The organism is Streptomyces sp. NPDC002403 (assembly GCF_053593015.1).
In genome coordinates this window covers 82,833-100,192 of record NZ_JBSFBQ010000021.1, presented here as the reverse complement: position 1 = coordinate 100,192, position 17,360 = coordinate 82,833, and the positions used below count along the sequence as shown (strand labels likewise).

The 17,360-nt window shown below is 72.1% G+C and carries 11 protein-coding genes and 1 riboswitch; of the genes, 7 read left to right on the top strand and 4 right to left on the bottom strand.

Annotation, left to right across the window (positions count from 1 at the left end; translation table 11 throughout):
• Positions 1–31: 31 nt before the first annotated feature.
• Both ACWCPY_RS23095 and ACWCPY_RS23090 read left to right on the top strand, forming a co-directional pair.
• Positions 32–1,120, top strand: a complete 1,089-nt coding sequence (locus tag ACWCPY_RS23095; protein ID WP_451267774.1) for a WD40/YVTN/BNR-like repeat-containing protein — start codon at positions 32–34, stop codon at positions 1,118–1,120.
• Positions 1,121–1,296: 176 nt separating this feature from the next.
• Positions 1,297–4,134 (top strand): hypothetical protein, encoded by a 2,838-nt coding sequence (locus tag ACWCPY_RS23090; protein ID WP_451267772.1) that lies wholly within the window; start codon positions 1,297–1,299, stop codon positions 4,132–4,134.
• 103 nt (positions 4,135–4,237) lie between these two features.
• Here ACWCPY_RS23090 and ACWCPY_RS23085 read toward each other — a convergent pair whose 3' ends face one another.
• The gene (locus tag ACWCPY_RS23085; protein ID WP_451086562.1) at positions 4,238–4,915 is read right to left on the bottom strand and encodes a uracil-DNA glycosylase; all 678 of its coding nucleotides are present in this window, start codon (positions 4,913–4,915) and stop codon (positions 4,238–4,240) included.
• A 124-nt stretch (positions 4,916–5,039) separates the two neighbouring features.
• Between ACWCPY_RS23085 and ACWCPY_RS23080 the strand changes: the two genes are divergently transcribed.
• Together ACWCPY_RS23080 and ACWCPY_RS23075 are read left to right on the top strand one after the other, a co-directional pair.
• A complete protein-coding gene (locus ACWCPY_RS23080) occupies positions 5,040–6,113 on the top strand; it encodes an N-acetylglucosamine kinase (protein WP_451267770.1) in 1,074 nt (357 codons plus the stop codon).
• 119 nt (positions 6,114–6,232) lie between these two features.
• Entirely contained in the window at positions 6,233–7,156 is a 924-nt protein-coding gene (locus ACWCPY_RS23075; protein ID WP_451267768.1) for a sirohydrochlorin chelatase, read from the top strand.
• A gap of 99 nt (positions 7,157–7,255) precedes the next feature.
• Here the strand turns inward: ACWCPY_RS23075 and ACWCPY_RS23070 are convergent, their stop codons facing one another.
• The gene (locus tag ACWCPY_RS23070; protein WP_451267847.1) at positions 7,256–8,323 is read right to left on the bottom strand and encodes a lactonase family protein; all 1,068 of its coding nucleotides are present in this window, start codon (positions 8,321–8,323) and stop codon (positions 7,256–7,258) included.
• A 448-nt stretch (positions 8,324–8,771) separates the two neighbouring features.
• Positions 8,772–10,283 (bottom strand): FUSC family protein, encoded by a 1,512-nt coding sequence (locus ACWCPY_RS23065; RefSeq protein WP_451267766.1) that lies wholly within the window; start codon positions 10,281–10,283, stop codon positions 8,772–8,774.
• A gap of 416 nt (positions 10,284–10,699) precedes the next feature.
• Between ACWCPY_RS23065 and cobF the strand changes: the two genes are divergently transcribed.
• Positions 10,700–11,491, top strand: a complete 792-nt coding sequence (gene cobF / locus ACWCPY_RS23060; RefSeq protein WP_451267764.1) for a precorrin-6A synthase (deacetylating) — start codon at positions 10,700–10,702, stop codon at positions 11,489–11,491.
• Between the two features lie 197 nt (positions 11,492–11,688).
• Here the strand turns inward: cobF and ACWCPY_RS23055 are convergent, their stop codons facing one another.
• Positions 11,689–13,101 (bottom strand): hypothetical protein, encoded by a 1,413-nt coding sequence (locus ACWCPY_RS23055; RefSeq protein WP_451267762.1) that lies wholly within the window; start codon positions 13,099–13,101, stop codon positions 11,689–11,691.
• A 118-nt stretch (positions 13,102–13,219) separates the two neighbouring features.
• Positions 13,220–13,349: riboswitch (cobalamin riboswitch) on the bottom strand.
• 326 nt (positions 13,350–13,675) lie between these two features.
• Here ACWCPY_RS23055 and ACWCPY_RS23050 point away from each other — a divergent pair.
• Together ACWCPY_RS23050 and ACWCPY_RS23045 are read left to right on the top strand one after the other, a co-directional pair.
• Complete coding sequence (locus ACWCPY_RS23050) at positions 13,676–16,432, top strand: prenyltransferase/squalene oxidase repeat-containing protein (RefSeq protein WP_451267760.1); 2,757 nt, start codon at positions 13,676–13,678, stop codon at positions 16,430–16,432.
• Positions 16,429–17,358, top strand: coding sequence for a hypothetical protein (locus ACWCPY_RS23045; protein WP_451267758.1), 930 nt, complete (start codon positions 16,429–16,431; stop codon positions 17,356–17,358). Before ACWCPY_RS23050 ends, ACWCPY_RS23045 begins: the two co-directional genes overlap by 4 nt.
• Positions 17,359–17,360 lie beyond the last annotated feature (2 nt).

Here is a 17,360-nt window from a genome sequence, read left to right as displayed (position 1 = left end):
CCGACACAACGGCGTTTCGGGAGGTCCGGTCATGACCGACGTACTGCTCACCGTGGGCACTCGCAAGGGACTCTTCATCGGCCGCGGGCGCGATGGTGCGTGGGAGTTCGACGGCCCGCATTTCAATGCCCAGGCGATCTATTCCGTCGCCATCGACACCCGCGGGCAGCTCCCACGGCTCCTGGTCGGCGGTGACAGCGCGCACTGGGGCCCTTCGGTCTTCCGCTCGGACGACCTGGGCAGGACCTGGGTCGAGCCACGGCAACCGGCCGTGAAGTTCCCCCCGTTCACCGAGGCGTCGCTGGAGCGGGTCTGGCAGCTGCATCCGGCCGGCGCCGAGGCGCCCGATGTGGTGTACGCGGGGACCGAGCCCGCCGCGCTGTTCCGTTCCGAGGACGGCGGGGAGTCCTTCGAGCTGGTCCGCCCGCTCTGGGAGCACCCGACGCGTTCGCGATGGGAGCCCGGCGGTGGCGGTGAGGGACTGCACACCATCCTGACGGACCCCAGGGACGCCCGCGCCGTGACCGTAGCGGTCTCCACGGCCGGGGTGTTCCGCACGAAGGACGGCGGTGCCGGCTGGGCCCCGTCGAACAAGGGGGTGTCCGCGGTCTTCCTTCCCGACCCGCATCCGGAGTTCGGTCAGTGCGTCCACAAGGTGGCGAGGGACGCGGTCGATCCCGACCGCCTCTATCTCCAGAACCACTGGGGAGTGTTCCGGAGCGACGACTCCGGGGACAACTGGACCGACATCGGGCAGGGCCTGCCGTCGGACTTCGGTTTCGCCGCGGCCGCGCACCCGCACCGCGCGGACACCGCGTACGTCTTCCCGATCAACGCCGACGCCGACCGGGTGCCCGCCGAGCACCGCTGCCGGGTGTTCCGCACCGGCGACGCGGGCCGCACCTGGGAGCCGCTGTCGGCGGGCCTGCCCGAGGAGGCGCACTACGGCACGGTGCTGCGCGACGCGCTCTGCACGGACGACGCCGACCCGGCAGGCGTCTACTTCGGCAACCGCAACGGCGAGGTGTACGCGAGCGCGGACGACGGGGACAGCTGGCAGCAGCTCGCCTCGCATCTGCCGGACGTCCTGTGCGTGCGAGCGGCGGTGATCGGCACCTGAACCCGATCACCGGCCCGCGGTCCGCCCCGGCATGTACCGGTCGGCCGTCGGACCAACTCGTCTCCCCGAAGCATCAGTTCCACGTCATCTGACGCGACATGAGGCAACCCCTGGGCTTCACTCTCCGTCATCCGGGAGTGGGGGCCCGGAGATCTCCGGGGAGTTCGAGAAGGCCGATGACCAGGAGGACCACCTTGATCCGTGTCTCGCGCACGGTTACCGCCGCACTGGCGGTACTCACCCTGACCGTGGGATGGCCGGAGTTGGCGCACGCGTCGCCGCAACCGGCACATACGCAGCGTTCCATCGATTCCATATCCTCCGCGGCGCCCTCCGCGCCGCGGGAAGAGCCGGACGGCCGGCTCCCGGCGGGCTGGCGGATCACCGGTACGGGAGCCGGGAAGCAGCTTGTCTGGACCTCGCCCGACCCGGTGCCCATGGGCGATGCCCGGGTCGAGTTCCACTCCGGGGACAAGCTCCTGGGCCGGCCGGTGGCCACGCGTGACCGGCGGGTGTTCCGGCTGAGGCTCGACGGCGCGCGCATCGGCCCGTCGGCGGGTCTCAGGGTGCTGGCGGGTGGACGCCGTCTCGACGCGTCGGGAGCCCGGCTGGCCCCGGATGCCCGCAGGGCCGCCGAGGCGGCGCAGCCTGCGGCGCCCCTTCCGGCGAACCCGGTAGACCCCGGCGTACCGGGCAAGTACCGGACGGTCAGCGGTGAGTACGCCCTGAAGTCGGTGCGGCTGCCCGGCTTCGCCGCCCCGGTGGAGATGCGCGCCGTGGTGGTGTCTCCGGTCGGCGCTCCGGGACGGCGGCCGCTCGCTCTGTTCCTGCACGGCAGGCACTACACGTGTTTCGACGCCGGGGGCGAACAGGGCATCTCCTGGCCCTGCGAGGCGGGCACGCAGCCGGTGCCGAGTCATCGGGGCTATCTGCGCGACCAGAAGCTCCTGGCCTCCCAGGGCTATGTCACGGTGTCCGTCTCGGCCAACGGGATAAACGGGCAGGACGGCGACGTCGACGACGGCGGCGCCCAGGCACGTTCCTCCCTGGTGCGGCTGCACCTCGCCCATTGGGCGGACTGGGCCCGTGACCGGGCCGGGGCCCCCGCGGCCGTGCGCGCCGCACCGCCCGCCGACATGTCCAGGGTGCTGCTCATAGGCCACTCCCGGGGCGGAGAAGGTGTCAACCGGGCCGCGCTCGACAGCCTCTACCGGCCACCCGCGGACCAGGACGGCTACCGGGGCCCGGTGCGCTGGCGGATACGCGGCACCGTCCTCATCGGCCCCACGGTCTTCGGGCAGAACCCCGTTCCCGATGTGCCGTCCATGACCATCCTGCCGGGCTGCGACGGCGACGTGTCCGATCTCCAGGGCCAGATCTATGTCGACGGCACCCGCGGCGTCAGCCGGGGCACCGCACTGCACAGCGCGGTGTACATGGTCGGCGCCAACCACAACTTCTTCAACAGCGAGTGGACGCCGGGGCAGGCGAAGGCGCCCGCCGACGACGACTTCTGGGCCGGCGACAGTCCGGACCCGGTGTGCACGCCGGGCAGGAAGACCCGGCTGACCGCCACCCGGCAGCAGGCCGCCGGTGCCACGTACATCGCGGCGGCGGCCCGGCTGTTCGTCGCGGGTGACGACCGCGTACGGCCGCTGCTGGACGGCTCGGACCGGCGCGCGCCCTCGGCCGGCCCGGTTCGCGTGCTCAGCCACGCGGTCGGCGGGAGGCGGACGCCCGCGTTCCTTCCGGACACCTCGATGGCCGTGAGCGGCGGCCGGGTGTGCGCACAGGTGGATCCCGATCCGGGACGCGCCTGTCTGCCGCCCGAAGGGACCGCCGTTTCACCGCACTTCGCCATGTGGGAGACCGCGCGGGAGCCCGGCCGTCACGCGGTCGCGATGCGCTGGTCGAAGCCGGGCACCGCGGTGAGGATCAGTCCGGCCCGTCCGGTCTCCGTGGCGGGTTCCGATTCGCTGGCGCTCCGGGTGATCGTGCCGCCCAACACGGGCGGCACCCGTCTGGACGTCGCTCTCACCGACACAAAGGGCCGACGGGTGACGCTCGGCGGGGCCCGGATCGACGGGCTGCCGGGCAGCGACCGGACCGCGTCCTACTGGGGCCGCGAGATCCGGGTGCCGCTCTCCGCCGCCGTGCGGAGCAAGGTGGACCTGAAGCACGTGAAGACCCTGGAACTGACTCCGCGCAGCAGGTCGGGGCAGGCCTGGCTGGTCGACGCGTGGGGCTGGCGCCCGGGTACGCCCGCGGTCCGGGCGGCCGCGCTGCCGCGGGTGGACATCGGCCGTCTGACGGTCGAGGAGGGCGACTCCGGGGTCCGCACCTACCGCGTCCCGGTGCGGGTCTCCGGGCACGACAGCGGCCGGGTCCGGCTGTTCGTCGACGAGCCGGGACAGGACGGCGCCGACTACCGGACGGTGACGGTGCGTCCGGGGAGCCATGTCCTCGATGTGCCGGTCGAGGTGCGGGGCAACACCCGCTTCGGCTACGACCTCACGCACAGGGTGTTCGTCAAGGCGGTTCGCGGCGCGGTCGTCGGCTCCCACCTCGGCGGGCTGACCGTGAAGAACGACGATCCGATGCCCACGGCCGAGGTGAAGCCGGTAGCGGACCGGGTCACCGAGGGGCAGAGCCTGCGCTGGCGGATCACGCTCTCCGAGGCCGCCGATGTGGACATGGACTCCGTCGGCTTCGACATCCTACCGGTCGGGCAAGGGGCGGAGCTGTCCACCCTGGACGTCGACGGGTCATGGCTGCTGGACACCTTCGGTGAGTCGCCGAGCCCGGCCCGGCCGCTGTCGAAGGTGGTGGAGCAGCCGTACCTGTGGGTCAGCGTGCCCGCAGGTGAGCTGAGCACCGAGGTGACCGTGCCCACGGTCGCCGACGGGCTGAAGGAGCCGGAGGAATCCCTGCGGCTGCGGATGGTCACCTACGACGACTCCTGGGAGCCGCGGCAGGGGCCGGTGTTCACCGGCACGGTGCGCGACGCGTCCTGACCCGGGACACACGGCGCACCGTCCGTGGACGTGGCACCGGCCCCGCGAAGGAGCCGGTGCCACTCGGGTACCGACGAAAGCGCGCGATGCCCGGACCGCTGCGCTAGGGCAGCCGCCAGTCGACTTCCTGGGCCCCCTGGCGCAGCAGGAGTTCGTTGGTGCGGCTGAACGGGCGCGAGCCGAAGAAGCCGCGGTCCGCCGACATGGGTGAGGGGTGCGCGGACTCGATCGCAGGGAAGCCGTCGAGGAACGGACGCAGGTTGCGGGCGTCGCGCCCCCACAGCACGGACACCAGCGGCTTGCCGCGTGCTGCCAGGGCCCGGATGGCCTGTTCGGTCACTTCCTCCCAGCCCTTGCCGCGGTGCGCGCCGGGTTTGCGGGGCGCCGTGGTGAGTGCCCTGTTCAGCAGCAGGACGCCCTGTCGCGTCCAGGGCGTCAGGTCGCCGTTCGACGGGCGCGGAAGCCCCAGGTCCGTGTGCATTTCCCGGAAGATGTTCTCCAGGCTGCCGGGAACCTGCGGCACTTCGGGGGCCACGGAGAAGCTCAGCCCCATCGCCATTCCGGGTGTCGGATAGGGGTCCTGACCGACGATCAGGACGCGTACGTCGTCGAAGGGCTGCTGGAACGCGCGCAGGACGTTCGCCCCGGCCGGCAGGTAGGTGCGTCCCGCCGCCACCTCCGCGCGCAGGAAATCGCCCATCGCTGCGATGCGTCCGGCGACGGGGGCGAGTGCCTCGGCCCAGCCGGGCTCGACTACTTCATTCAACGGTCGTGGTGCCACGGAACGTCACTCTACCGGCGTACACGAACCGCCTCCGACCTCCAACTCCCACTCCCCCGGCCCGGACTCGCGGCAGTGGGGATAGGCTGCCGCCGTCCTTACCCTTCCTTCCTGGAGCCGGCCCATGAGCGCACCGCGGCGATCACCGGACAGCCCCGCCGCCGGTGTGCGCGCGGGCGGGGCGGCCACATCGGGGCCGTATGTGCTCGGCGTGGACTCGGGGGGGTCGGGGCTGCGCGTGGCGCTGGGCGCCGTCGGCGCGTCCGGCCCGGTGGCGACGACGGTCTGCGCGCATCCGGTGCGCACCGGACCGGCCGGGATCGACGCGGGCCATCTGCTGGAACAGCTGCTGCCCGCCGTCCGCCGTCTGCTGGAGCGGTGCGGCGGCCGGGACGGTGCCGGGATCGACGCCGTGGCGATCGGCGCCGCCGGCATGGCGACGCTCGGCGGACAGCTGCGCGCGGAGCTCCCGTCGGCCCTGGAGGACGCGCTCGGGGTGCGGCGGCTGGCGCTGGCCGCCGATGCGGTGACCGCGTACGCCGGGGCGGTCGGTCAGCGCCCGGGGGCGGTCGTCGCGGCGGGCACCGGCCTGATCTCGCTGGGTACGGACCTGACGGACTGGCGGCGGGCCGACGGCTGGGGTCATCTGCTGGGTGACAGCGGCGGCGGGTCCTGGATCGGCCGGGCCGGGCTGGACGCGGCGATGCGTGCCCATGACGGCCGGCGGGGCGGGTCCGAGGCCCTGCTGTCCCGGCTGGAGGCGGTGTTCGGGCCGGCGCCGGAGCTGCCGGGGCTGCTGTATCCGCGTACCGACCGGCCTGCCGTACTGGCCTCGTTCGCGCCCGAGGTCGCCGCGTGCGCCGGACGCGATCCGGTCGCCGCGGGAATCCTGCGCGAAGCGGCGGAGCACATCGCGGAGGCGGCCGCGGCGGTGTGCCCGGAGGCGGGCATCGATGGCGAGCCGTGCGAAGTGGCGCTGACGGGTGGCCTGTTCCGGATGGGCGAGCCGCTGCTCGTGCCCTTGCGCGAGGAGTTGTCCCGGCAGGTCCCACAGGCACGGGCGGTCCCCGGTTCGGGTGATCCATTGACCGGTGCGCTGTCCATCGCCCAGGCATTGGCGACCGGGGATCTGCGGCTGCCCCGTCACCCGACGCTGCTCCGGGTGCTTGATGAAGGGCCTGGGCAGAAGCCCGAGTAGGCGCTGACAGAGCAGGACAGTCGACCATTAAGCCGCTCATCGGATAAAAGCGGACAGATAACGCCTGTCCGGGCCCTCCCCGAACAGAGCCGTACCCAAAACCAGTAGCATGCGGCGCCATGAGCACCCCCACTGGGCCCGCTTCCGGCCTGCCTGTACGAATGCCGCGACCTCGCCAGTCCGGACGGCACCGCCGCCCGGAGCCCGTGGTCGCACCCGAGGGCGCTGCCGCGCTCGTTCTCGCCGTTCCCGGTACCCCCTCTCCGGCCACTCGCAGTCTGGCCGAAGAGGTGATCAGCATCGCCCGTTCCGAGCTGCCCGGCCTCAACGCCCGGATCGGCTACCTCGACGGTGACGACGCCGAATACCCCACGCTCTCCGCCGCCCTCACCCACTGCGCCGCCGAGCGCGTCGCGCGCTTCGAGCAGGCGCAGGCCGCGGGCCGTGAGGTCGCCGAGCCCGAGGGGCCGTCCGCCGTCGTCGTACCGCTGCTCGCGGGGCCGGACAGCGCCCTGATCCGGCGGATACGGCAGGCCGTGATGGACAGCGGTACGCAGGTCGAGCTGACCGATGTGCTGGGCCCGCATCCGCTGCTCGCCGAGGCGCTGCACGTGCGGCTCTCCGAGGCCGGTCTGGCCCGCGCCGACCGGGCCAGGCTCTTCACCGTGGCCACGGCTGCCGACGGCATCGTGCTGGCCACGGTGGGCGGCGAGGAGGCGGTGCAGGCGGCCGGGATCACCGGCATGCTGCTGGCCGCCCGGCTCGCGGTTCCGGTGATGGCCGCGGCGCTCGACATCGAGGGTTCCGTCGCGTCGATCGCCCAGCAGCTCACCGACTCCGGCTCGGCGCAGCTCGCGGTCGCTCCGTATCTCGTCGGCCCGGAGGTGGCCGAGGGGCTGCTGGACGCCGCCGCGAAGGAGGCGGGCTGTGCGACGGCCGAGCCGCTGGGCGCGTACCCGGCGATCGGCAAGCTCGTGCTGTCGATGTACATGACGACGCTCGGCATCACGCCGGTCGCGCCGCAGGGTGCCCAGGCGCACTGACCCGTCGCCGGGTGCGCCCGGCCGACCGTCGGTCCACGAACGCCGGACGGGCCCGGAGAACCGGGCCCGTCCGGCGTTCGTGCGGTGCGCGGCACGAGGTCAGGCGAAGATCACGCAGGATGCGGCGGGGGCGTCGAGCGAGCCCGCGCGGCTCGGGACGCCGGTCTCCGGGTCGATGTCGAACCAGGTGACGTCGCCGGACCGCTCGTTGGCCGCGTACAGCCGTCGGCCGGTGGGGTCGAGTGCGAGATCGCGCGGCCAGTGCCCGCCGCAGTGCACGGTCGTGACCAGGGCCGGCTTCTCGCCGGTCGCGTCGAGTGCGAGAACCGAGATGCTGTCGTGCCCCCGGTTGGCGGTCCAGAGGAACCGTCCGTCGTGCGAGACGACGATCTCGGAGGGGTAGGTCGCCGCCTCTCCGTCCTCCGCTCCCGCCGGCAGCACGGGCGTCTCCCCGACCGGCTCCAGGACGCCCGCGGCGGCGTTCCACCTGCATGCGGTGACGGTCGGTTCGAGTTCGTTCAGGACGTAGGCGTGGCCGCCGGCGGGGTGGAAGGCCAGATGGCGCGGTCCCGTGCCGGGCCGCAGGGCCGTCTCGCCGTGCAGCCGCAGCGTCCCGGTCGTGGTGTCGAGTGCGCAGATCCGTACGGAGTCGGTCCCGAGGTCCACGCTGAGCACCCAGTTCCCCGAGGGGTCGGGCAGCACCTGGTGGGCGTGCGGGGCCTGCTGCCGGTCGGCGTCGGGGCCGCTGCCCTCGTGCTGGAGCACGGAGGCGACCGGGCCGAGGGAACCGTCCGGCCGCACGGGCAGGACGCTGACGCTGCCCGCGCCGTAGTTGGCGGTGAGCAGATGACCGCCGGCGAGCGCGAGATGGGTGGGGCCGCTGCCGTCCACCGGCCGGATCCCGTCGATCGGCCGCGGCACGTCGCCGGTGATGTCCATGGCGGCTGCCGCGCCGTGCTCGGTCTCGCTGACCGCGTAGAGCGCGCCGCCGCCCGGCCCCGGCCCGTGGCCCAGGGCGAGATACGAGGGGTCGGGGACCGTGCCGGTGGCGCCGAGGACGCTCAGCGCCCCGGTCCCGTCGTCCACGGCGGCGACGGTGATTCCCCGTCCGCCCGCCGAGGTGAACGACCCGATGAATGCCCGTACCGCGCCGTCGTCGCTGCCCACCGCACTGCCGGTCACCGTATGTCCCCTCTCCGCCGACTGATCACGACGGTCCGTACCGTCGTGATCTTCCGGATCGACGGTACAGTCACCGGCCTGGTCCGGACCAGCGCCCCGGCTGCCGGGGTCGCCCGCGGGAACGTGTCCGGGGCTGTTCACACGCCGATCAGCGGAGCGCGCGGGTCGCTGCGCAGCGGTGCGGCCGGTCCGGCCGGCGCCCGTTCCAGGCCGGGCATGGGGGAGCGCGGGCTCGGCCACCGCCGTGAGCGGCGGGGCGTCCGGTACGCCGGACCGCTGCCGCGGGTCGAAGTCCTCAGGCCCCCGGCGAAGCCGAACGGTTTCCGCTGCCGGGTGGGCGATCGCACCGTCATGCTCGCGCCGACCCAGCTGTCGGGGCCGAGGAGCAGTGCCGGGTCGGTCGGTGCTCGGTAATCTCGCCGCGCGCGGCGGCTCAGGCGCCGGCCGGAATTCGGCTGGACCTCCGCAGCGGAACGGCAAGTTCGAGCAGGGCCCGCTCCAGCGCATGGAGGTGGGCGAGCACCGGTTCGACGCCCGCGGGCTGTGCAGCCGTCGCGTTGTCGAGCCGGAGGTCCCGCCCGAGGGCCGGCGCATCGGTGAGGGCCTCGACGGCAGCCTCCACGCGCCAGCAGGCCGCGGCGAGCCGGACGTCGTGCGAGGCCTCCGGATCGGCAGCGACGGAGGCCAGGCCGCGCACCTCGCGTGCGCAGTCGTCGAGCAGTGCGAGCACCTGCCGCGCCCGTCGCTTGCGGGCCTTCATCGGGTTGAGCGGATGCTCCAGCGGCGCGAGCGACAAGCGCACCCGGCCGAGGATCGCCTCCAGTTCGACAACGCGCCGGGGCGGGTCGGCGTCCTCGCTCCCGGCGAGCCGGGCGGCTGCCTCCGCCGTGCACACGTGCACGCACCGCAGCGCCCGCTCCACCCACGCCTCGGTCACCGCGTGCGTGGTCACCGGCAGCACGAACAGCACCGCCAGTACGGCACCGAGCGCCCCGACCGCCGTCTCAGCCACCCGCAGCATGAGCAGATCCGCGTCGAGCACGCCGAGCAGCCCGTACAGCATGCTCGCCATCACGGTCACGGCCAGCATCATCCAGGTATAGGAGACAGCGGCGGTATAGAAGATCCCGAACACACTCATCGCCACCACCACGGCGGCCACGACCGGCTCATGGTGCAGTGGCACAGCGACGGCGAAGCCCAACCCGATCCCGAGCACCGTCCCCAGGAATCGCCGGAACCCGCGCACGACGACCTCGCCTCGCGAGGCCGTGGCCACGAAGACCCACCAGGTGGCTCCGACCGCCCAGTACCAACGCTGATCGGAGAGCACCTGCCCCACCGCGAGCGCGAACCCCGCCCCCAACGTCGCTTGCACGGCCTGCCGCGTCGTGATTCGACCGAGCCCCGCGGCCCCGGCAGGAAGAGCGACTGCCACGGGTACCGCGAGCCGCCGCTCATAGCACCACACCCCGAACCGCACCACCGACGACGCGACGAGCGACAACAGCACGGCCGCGTACAGCTCGGGCAGCCGGCCGGGCACGGTGTGCAGGAACTGGGCCGAGAAATAGGCCATGAAGCCGAACACGCCCAGCGAGTGCCCGCGAGGTCCCCACCGCCGCGCGTACACCCCCGCCCCCACGACGGCGAGGAACGCCAGGTCGCGCGCGACGGGCACATCGTGCAGCACGGCGGCGAGCGTGAGCACCGGCAGACCGACGACGGGGAGAAACACGGTCGTGATCGCCTGCCCCCGCACCGTCGGGTCGGTCACCGTGAACAGGGCGAGCAGCGCGGCCAGGCCACCGGTGATGGCCGCCGCCAGTGAGTGCCCGGCCGCCCCGCACAACGCGACGGCGAGCCCAATGCCGAGCACGGCCCGGCACGCGAACCGCAGCCGAATCCGCCCCGGATCGTGTGCAACGAATGCCCTCTTCAGCAAGCTGCCCTGCCCCTTTCGCACATAGACCAGTGCGGACACGAGAAAGGCGCCGCAGAGATCCCTGGGGGAACCCGCAGCGCCATTGACATCCCCATCTCAGCATCCTGAGGGCTAGTGGTTCAAATCAAGCCCCACTCATTGGGCCAATGGTCCAGAATGGCTGCACCTTGCCCGTCGCATCGGAGCCAACGGACCAACCTCGTGCGGCACCGGCGCGCGAACGGCAACCACCACCCCGGAGCCTCCACCTGATCACTGCAACTTCTGCTGCCGAACCCAGGCCGTCACCTCGGAATACGCTTTGGCATGGCCGGGGATTTCGAGTCGTGTCCGAGCCGTCCCTACCGGGTCCGCACGGTACGGCCGGCACAGCGGCCGTGGAACACGACGCCCAGGAGCAGAAGGAGGATCACCGTATGAGCAACGAGGCTCGGCGCCTCGCCGTCATCGGCATCGGATCGGGTGACCCGGACCAGCTGACGCTGGCCGCCATCAAGGCCATGCGCAGAACCGATGTCTTCTTCGTGCTCGGCAAGGGCCGGGAGAAGAGCTCCCTCACACAGCTGCGGCGGGACATGCTCGCCGAGCACGTGCCCGGGCCGTACCGCGTCGTCGAAGCCGAGGATCCGTGGCGTGACCGCTCCCAGGACGAGTCCTCGCGATACGCCGAAGCGGTACACGACTGGCGGCGTCGGCGTGCCGACGTCTGCGAGCAACTGATCCGTGACGAACTGGCGCCGGGCCAGCGCGGAGCCTTCCTGGTGTGGGGCGACCCGTCGTTGTACGACAGCACTCTCGCCATCCTGGAAGACATCAAGGCCCGCGGTGAGGTGACGTTCGAGCACGAGGTGATCCCCGGGATCAGCAGCGTCTCCGCTCTGGCCGCGCGTCACCGCATCAACCTCAACCGGGTCGGCCGGCCCATCCGCATCACTCCCGGGCGACGGCTCCCCGAGGGCCTCCAGAACGACGACGGTGATGTCGTCGTCATGCTCGACGCCCACGAGTCCTTCCAGTACTTCGCAGGCGGCGGCACATGGATCTACTGGGGTGCCTACCTCGGAACTCCGGACGAAATCCTGATCGCCGGACCGGTCGACGAAGTCTCCGGCCGAATCAGGCAGGTCCGTGCCGAGGCCCGGGCCGAGCACGGCTGGATCATGGACACCTATCTGTTGCGGCTCCGGCCTGACTCCGTGGACGGCTGACGTCGGGGCCGTGGTCCGGAACCGATCCTGTTCCCGCTGAACGTCCTTGGATGTCACCTGAGTCGAGGACACAGCACATCACGCTGATGCGACAGTCGCGGTACCGGTCTCCCTGAGAACCCCGCAGTCCGCGACGTGCGGGTACCTCACCATGAAACGTGGGTGAGGGCCCTCGGCGGGGCCCTCACCCGTGAGAATCAGGCCCCCCAGCGCAGGGCGATGGTATCGCCCACGTCGATCACCTTCTCGCGAACGGCACCGTCGAAGGCGGCTCCGTCCACACTGGCCTTCCAGGTGTCGGAGCCGCTGTTGGTCTTGCCGTTGACCGCGGTGATGGTGCCGGTGCCCGACGAGGGGGTCACGCTCGTGACGCAGCCCGCCGGAGAGGCTCCGCTCGTCGCGGCGGCCAGTACGTCGCCGAGGGTCGTGGTCGTCCCGGTCGGGGTGAAGGGCACCGAGCACACCTTCAGGTTGCCGGTGCCGTCGTCGACGGTGAGCGCGAGCTTGGTGGAGGTGCCGGCGGTGAAGGTGGGCTGGGCGACCCACCGCGGGGCACCCGGGGTGACCGGGACCGGCGGGGCAGCCGTGAACCCGCCGCCGGCGACCGCGCGAAGTGCGTCGATCGAGGAATAGGAGGAGGGCGCGGTGTCGGAAGGCTTGTACTTGAAACCGCCTGCCGGGTTGAACTGGTTCGCGATGAGGAAGTCGATCGGTGTCTTGCCGTTGACCGTGACGAAGTCGCCGGTCTGGGGGTTGATTCCGCAGGCGTTCAGGCCCGCCACGCCCCAGCCGTTGGAGCTGGTGTTGACTCCGTAGAGGGAGTTGAACGCACCGGTGGTGGCGACCAGTTTGCCCTTGAGGAAGTCCTTGGCCTGGACGACGTCCGCGTCGGTGTTGGGAACGCCCGAGACGCAGAGGGCGGCCATCGCGGCGCCGGTCATGTCGACGTCGCTCGCGGAGTTGAGAGCAGTGGGGTCGCCTTCGGCCCTGCTGAAGGTCCAGCCGCCGTCGACGTGCTGGTTGGCCCGGATACGGGTGACGATCGAGTCGGTCAGCGACTGCGGGATGCGGGCGCCGCCGGCCCGGGTCCTGGCACCGCCGAGGGCAAGTGCCGCGAAGACGGTGCCGTTGAAGTTTCCGGACGGACCGAAGTAGCCGGGCTCGGCGGTCTGCCAGTACGAGTAGATGTCGGCGACGAGGTTGCGGGAGGCGGAGACGCGGGCCGGGTCGATGCCGGCGGCGTACGCGTTCAGCGTGCCCCGCTCGTAGTCGGTGACCACGGGGGCGGCGGAGGGCCAGCCGGAGGTGGACAGCAGGTCGCGGTAGACGGTGCGGGCGTTCTTCGTGGTGTCACCACCTGGGGCGACATCGACGACGGCGGTGCCGGACGCCGCGAAGGCGCTGAACGCCCACTCGTTGGACAAACCTGAGCCGGCGTACGAACCGTCCGCCGCCTGGAGCGACTTGAGATAGGTGACGCCGTTGGTCCTGGACGTGGCCACCTGGGCGGGACTGGAGGTCGCGAAGGCGGGCAGAGCGGTGAGGGCGAGAGCGCCGAACGCTGCGGGCAGCGCGAGTGCGAGGCGGCGGGACGTACGAAGACGGGGCATGGCCTGCTCCTGGAATCGGCGGACGCCGGCCTCCAGTGCATGCCGGGCTTCTCCGTGCAAGGGCACGGCCGGGCATGGTCGGGAGCCGCCGTCCGGAACGCGTGGTACGGCTTCTTGTACTGCTTCGCCGTATGGGCATTCGGGCTCGGACACGGCCCCCGCCGCCCCACACCGCTGCGCGTCAGCTCCGGATTCACACCGGATTCCCCCATCTGGCAGCCCAGGACGCTACCCGAGTCGTCAAGGGTCCGCCAGCCATGCGGACGGGGACGGACCGCGGGTGTCCGGGATTCGTCCGGTGAGACACACACCGTCTTGACGCCCCGACCGGATCCGTGTTGCACTCCGGCTGACAAGCACTCAGCACCAGGGGAAGCCGGTCGAATTCCGGCGCTGACCCGCAACCGTAGGCCCGGTTCGTCCCGGGTGAGCCGGAATGCCTGGAGCAAGGACAGAGACACGAGGAACGCCGTCGCGGACTACGGCGTGGTCGTCGCACCCTCCCCATGGCACAGCAGCCGTGCGGGGACGCATCGCCACGTACGCAGCCGCCCGGCAGGGACGAGGGGGCCGCGTGGGGACCGAACAGCAGGCGAAACGGCGGACAAGCGGGAGACAGCGGCTGCTGTCCCTCTTGACCGCTTCCCTTCTGATGCTCGGTGCGGCAGTGGCGTTCTCCACCGCCTCGTCGGCGAATGCCGACCCCGTCGAGCAGTGCACCGCCACCACCGGCGCTGTTGTCGCCGTCGACTTCGGCCCCTTCGGCGGCCCGGTGGTACGCGGCTGCGACACCACCCCCACGACCGGCTACGAGTTGCTGCACGAGGGCGGTTTCAGCACCACCGGCACCGTCCACGACGGCGACGGATTCATCTGCCGGATAGGCAACGGCTCCTTCAACACCGGTACGCACTACCCCACTCCGGACAAGGAGGACTGCGTCCTCACCCCGCAGGCCACCGCGTACTGGTCGTACTGGATCGCCTCGCCCGGGCAGAAGAACTGGACCTACAGCCCCCTCGGCGCCATGTCCCGCACCCCCGAGGACGGTGACGTGGACGCCTGGGTGTTCGGCGGCACCGATGTCGGCGGCACCACCGGCAAGCCCACCTTCTCCCCCGACGATGTGCGGGCCAAGGGCGGCGGCCCCACCACGGACCCGACCGGTCCCACCGGCTCCCCGACCGTGCCCCCGGCCTCGGTCGACGTGCCCGCGGCCACCCGCTGGCTCACCGGGAGGCTGACGGACGAGGAGCGTGTCGTCGACGAGGACGCCACCACTGCGAACCACATGCTCACCACCGAGGTCGTCTACGCCCTGGCCGCCGCCGACCCCAAGAGCCCGGCGGCGCGAAAGGCCGCCGCGTTCCTCGCTGCACCCGCGCAGACGGACGCGTACGCGTACCCCGCCGGCAAGGACGGGATTCCCGACGCCTCGGCCGCCGCACGTCTGGCGCTCGTGGCCGAGGCCACCGGCAAGGACCCGCGCGACTTCGGCGGACACGATCTTCTCGGGGATCTCGTCACGTACGTCTGCCCGAGAGACATCGGCGACGGCGAGACGATCCCCGGTTGCCTCACCAAGGGCGACTTCCGCACCACCGGGCAGGCCGACGCCCAGGCCATGGCCGTCATCGCCCTGCTGAACGGCGACGTGGCACCCCCGGCCGACGCCGTGACCCGGCTGACCGGACTCCAGTGCGAGGACGGCGGCTTCACGGGCATCCTCATCCGGGCCGGCGAGTGGTGCGACAGCGACGTGAGTTCCACCGGACTGATCACCCTGGCCCTCAAGCGGGCCGGCGGCCACGACGCGGTGGTCGACAAGGCGCGGGCCTACCTCGAGAAGTCCCAGCTCCCGACCGGTGCCTGGCCCTCCGCCTCGTACCTGACGACCGGCAGCGCGGGCCCCACCGGCTGGGCGGCGCAGGCCCTGCGCGCCCTGGGCGACACTGCCCGGGCCGACGCGGGAGTCTCCTGGCTCTCCGGGCAGCAGCTCCCCCAGGGTGGCTTCGGCTTCGAGGAGGGCGAGGCCGAACCCCGGTTGTTCGCCACCACCCCGGTTGTCATCGCGGGTGCCAGGAGCGACCTGGTCGCGCTGACCACCAAGAAGGTCGACCCGCCGACCGGCCCTCCGGCAGGTGACGGGCCCGACCTGAAGAAGGGCACGACCTACCTCACCGATCACAAACGGCTGATCCAGGGCCACTACTACGAGAACGCCAAGGGATCCGGGTTCGCCGATTTCGGCATGACCATCGACGGCGCCTACGCGCTCGCCGCGACCGGCCACGACAACGCCGCTCTGCGCAACATCGTGGACTTCCTCGACAAGGGCGGCAAGGACGGCAAGGGCCGCGGCATTCATGACTGGACGCTGATCGGCACCGAGTACGCGGGGGGCGGCTTCATCGGCAAGGCGGCCGTCCTGGCCGAGGTGGTGGGCCGCGACCCCCGCGAATTCGGCGGGCAGGACCTGATCGGCGCGCTGGCCGAGGCCGTCTGCCCGGAGAAGACGCCGACGCCGCGCCCCTGCGCGGCCAAGGGCAACTACACCTATGCCACTTCCGTCTTCTCCCAGTCCCTCGGCGTGATGGCCCAGGTCCGCGCGGGCGAGACGGCCGCCGCGGCCGAACCGATCGCCTATCTCAAGAGCCTTCAGGAGCCCTCGGGTGCTTGGCCGAGCCTGATCGGCGAGAAGAGCGACGCCGAGGTCGACTCCACCGCGATGGCAGCGATGACCCTGGACCTGCTGCCCGACGCCGACTCGCAAGCAGCCGTGGACAAGGCCCTCGCCTGGCTGGCCACCCAGCAGCTGGCGGACGGTGGCTTCCCCGGCGCATCCGGCAATTCAGTGAACTCCGCCGCTCTGGCAGTGCAGGGCCTGTCGCTCGACGCCACGAAGTACGCGGGCGGCATCGCCAAGGCCCGCAAGTTCCTGGCCTCGCAGCAGAACGCCGACGGCGGGTTCAAGGTCATCGAGGGCGGGCAGCCCGGATCCGACGTCCGCGCCTCGGCACAAGCCGTCGGCGGCGCCACCGGCATCTCCTTCGGCACCCTCACTCGCAGCCTCGACGGGACCACTCCGGAGCCCTCGCCCAGTGGCTCGGGCCGGCCATCCGGCTCTCCTTCGGCGCCGGACATCGTGACCCCGGGCGAGGAGACGGGCGGAGCCGGTGCGGACGGCGACTCGGGGCCGGGCGGCGTCCTCGCCTCCACCGGTGCACAGACCCTCGCCCTCGCGCTCGCCGCTGTGGTGCTGGTCCTCGGCGGCTGGGGCGCGACCCGCGCCGCCCGGCGCCGGCGCGAGACCACCGGGAGCGAGGCATGAGGAGCAGTCGTGTCCTGCGCGCCCCGGCCCGTACGGCGGCCGCCCTGGGGCTGACGGTGGCGGCGTTCACCGCCACCGCGGCCCCGGCCGGGGCCGCCCCGCAGCCGGTGGGGCAGTGCACCACCTCCTCGGGTGTGGTGCTCGCCGTGGACTTCAGCCATTGGGGCGGGCCCATCTACCGCTCCTGCGGGACGACTCCCACCACCGGATACGAGCTCCTCAATCAGGGCGGCTGGCGGACCACCGGCACCGGCCACGACGGCGCCGCCTTCATCTGCCGCATCGGGTACAGCGGACACCAGGGCGGCAAGCAGTATCCGACGCCGAAGCAGGACGACTGCGTACTGACACCGCCCGCCTCCGCCTACTGGTCGTACTGGCACGCCGGCCCGGGACAGGACACCTGGGAGTACAGCCAGCTCGGCGCCATGCTCTACAAGCCGAAGCCCGGCAGCGTCGACCTGTGGATCTTCGGCGGGACGAACATCGAGGGCACCCGGGGCCGTCCCACCGTCACCCCGGATCAGCTGCGTGCGAAGAACACGAAGCCCACCGGCGGCGGCAAACCCGCCCCCGAGGACACCCGTACAGCCCGGCATCTTCCGCCGAACACCAACACCGGCCCCGAACCGGAGAATCCACCCCCGGCAGACCCTGCGCCTCCCTCCACGACGCCACCACCGAGCCCCTCGGCTTCGAAGAGCGCGCCGGCCCCGGCGAGCCCCTCCGGAAGCGTCTCGCCGACGCCCTCCGCATCGCCGCCGTCCAGCGCGCCCGGTTCCGGGCCCGGAGTCGTCGACGCAGCGCCCGCGGCCGACGCGAAGCACGACGTGGGCTCGTACCTGCCCGCCCTGGCGACCGGTGTGCTCGTCCTGCTCATCGGCGGCGCCGCCTGGTACGCGGCGAAGCGCCGCCGCACGGAGTAGCC